Consider the following 2,217-nt stretch of genomic DNA (forward strand, 5'->3'; position numbering starts at 1 on the left):
ATGTTGGATTCCGCAGGCAGCGTGGCGTTTTTCCGCAGCCCTTGGGCAGCGATGATGCGTAACGCAGGTATCGAGGTTGTAGAAGCGCTGAAGGTGAACCTGATGCGTGTATTTTTACGCCGTATGGACCTGCGTCAGCACCGCAAAATGATCATGATCGATAACTACATTGCTTATACCGGCAGCATGAACATGGTCGACCCGCGTTTCTTCAAACAAGATGCGGGCGTCGGGCAATGGGTTGATTTAATGGCGAGAATGGAAGGTCCTGTCGCCACTGCTATGGGCATTGTCTATTCCTGCGACTGGGAAATTGAGACCGGAAAGCGCATTTTGCCTCCGCCACCGGACGTCAATATCATGCCGTTTGAGCAGGCCAGCGGCCACACCATTCACACTATCGCCTCGGGTCCTGGTTTCCCTGAAGATTTGATTCATCAGGCGCTGCTAACCGCTGCTTATTCAGCGCGTGAATATTTAATTATGACCACCCCCTACTTCGTCCCCAGCGACGACCTGTTGCACGCGATCTGCACGGCGGCACAGCGTGGGGTTGACGTCAGTATCATTCTTCCACGTAAAAATGACTCCCTGCTGGTTGGCTGGGCAAGCCGGGCCTTTTTCACCGAACTGCTGGCGGCTGGCGTTAAAATTTATCAGTTCGAAGGTGGCTTGCTGCACACCAAGAGCGTACTGGTCGATGGCGAGCTGAGCCTGGTCGGTACGGTTAACCTGGATATGCGCAGTCTGTGGCTCAATTTTGAAATCACGCTGGTCATTGATGATGCCGGATTCGGTGGCGATCTCGCGGCAGTGCAGGATGATTATATTTCGCGTTCCCGCCTGCTTGATGCCCGTTTGTGGGTAAAACGACCACTCTGGCAGCGGATAGCAGAGCGACTGTTTTACTTCTTTAGTCCGTTGCTGTAAAACGTGCCCATCAGACAGTAAACAGGTAGTCATTATGGATATGGATTTGAACAATCGCCTGACCGAAGACGAAACGCTTGAGCAGGCTTATGACATTTTTCTCGAACTGGCTGCGGACAATCTGGATCCAGCCGACATCATTCTGTTCAATTTGCAGTTTGAAGAGCGTGGCGGTGCCGAGTTGTTCGATCCGGCAGAAGACTGGCAGGAGCATGTTGATTTTGACCTGAACCCTGACTTCTTTGCCGAGGTGGTGATTGGTCTGGCAGATACAGAAGACGGCGAGATTAACGATATTTTCGCGCGCGTTTTATTATGTCGCGAAAAAGATCATAAGCTCTGCCATATTCTCTGGCGCGAATAATCAAACAAAAAAGCTGCTCTCGCAGCTTTTTTCATTTTTAACCCGGCAGTTTACTTCCACAGCGGTTACAAAATTGCGCACTATGTTCGTGCTGCGTCTGCTGGCACTGCGGACATTTTCGTTGGTGCCCGCGCTGCTGGAACGCACTGCTCATGTGCGTGGTAATCAATCCCGTCGGTATTGCAATCACCGAGTAACCAATCAGGATAAGCACAGACGCCACCATGCGCCCCAACGGTGTGTGCGGCGTGATATCGCCATAGCCGACGGTGGTTACAGTAACAATCGCCCAATACACCGACGCATTCAGCGTAGTAAACCCATATTTTGGCCCTTCAATCAGATACATCATCGCGCCAAAAACCACCATCAGGATGGCGATAAAGGAATAGAACAGCATCAGCTGATGTCGGGCGCTTTTTAACGCATTCCAGAACACCCGTAGAGAAGGCATAAAGCGCAGCAGCTTGAGAATACGCAGGACGCGCAGGACACGCATCGCTCGCCAGGCGAAAACATAGCTCAGACTGATTTCCGGCCATAGCCACATCACATACAGAGGCAGAATGGTGGCAAGGTCAATTATCCCCCAGAAGCTGAACACATATTTAGCGGGGTTAGCCCAGCAACATAAGCGCAGAAGATATTCGAGGGTGAAGACCAGAGTAATAAAGATCTCCAGCCAGACAAAAACGCGCCATTCCTCAAAGGTTAAATGGTATTGCGTCCCTACTCCGGACTCAATGAAGATAACGATAACGCTGAGCAAGGCAAATAGCGCACACATACCTTCAAAGCGACGCCCTGAACGGGTATTTAAATCAAATAATTTGCGATAGAGCGCACGGCGGACAGAAGAGACTAAACCTGGCACAGATACCTCACCAAAAAAAGGGCTGACCTTTGTCAGCCCTCAGGATTAT

The 2,217-nt window shown here is 50.8% G+C and carries 3 protein-coding genes; 2 read left to right on the plus strand and 1 reads right to left on the minus strand.

The genetic code is table 11. From position 1 onward, the window contains the following. Together cls and FDW94_RS04330 are read left to right on the plus strand one after the other, a co-directional pair. Window positions 1-930: cardiolipin synthase (gene cls, locus FDW94_RS23865; protein WP_249358300.1), on the plus strand; the 930-nt coding region annotated here is incomplete at its 5' end. A 34-nt stretch (window positions 931-964) separates the two neighbouring features. Further along, window positions 965-1,294 (plus strand): HI1450 family dsDNA-mimic protein, encoded by a 330-nt coding sequence (locus FDW94_RS04330; RefSeq protein WP_003020691.1) that lies wholly within the window; start codon window positions 965-967, stop codon window positions 1,292-1,294. A 37-nt stretch (window positions 1,295-1,331) separates the two neighbouring features. Here FDW94_RS04330 and FDW94_RS04335 read toward each other — a convergent pair whose 3' ends face one another. After that, a complete protein-coding gene (locus FDW94_RS04335; protein ID WP_048216255.1) occupies window positions 1,332-2,168 on the minus strand; it encodes an ion transporter in 837 nt (278 codons plus the stop codon). Window positions 2,169-2,217 lie beyond the last annotated feature (49 nt).

This window comes from Citrobacter sp. wls757, from assembly GCF_005280935.1.
Classification (GTDB): Bacteria; Pseudomonadota; Gammaproteobacteria; order Enterobacterales; family Enterobacteriaceae; genus Citrobacter; species Citrobacter portucalensis.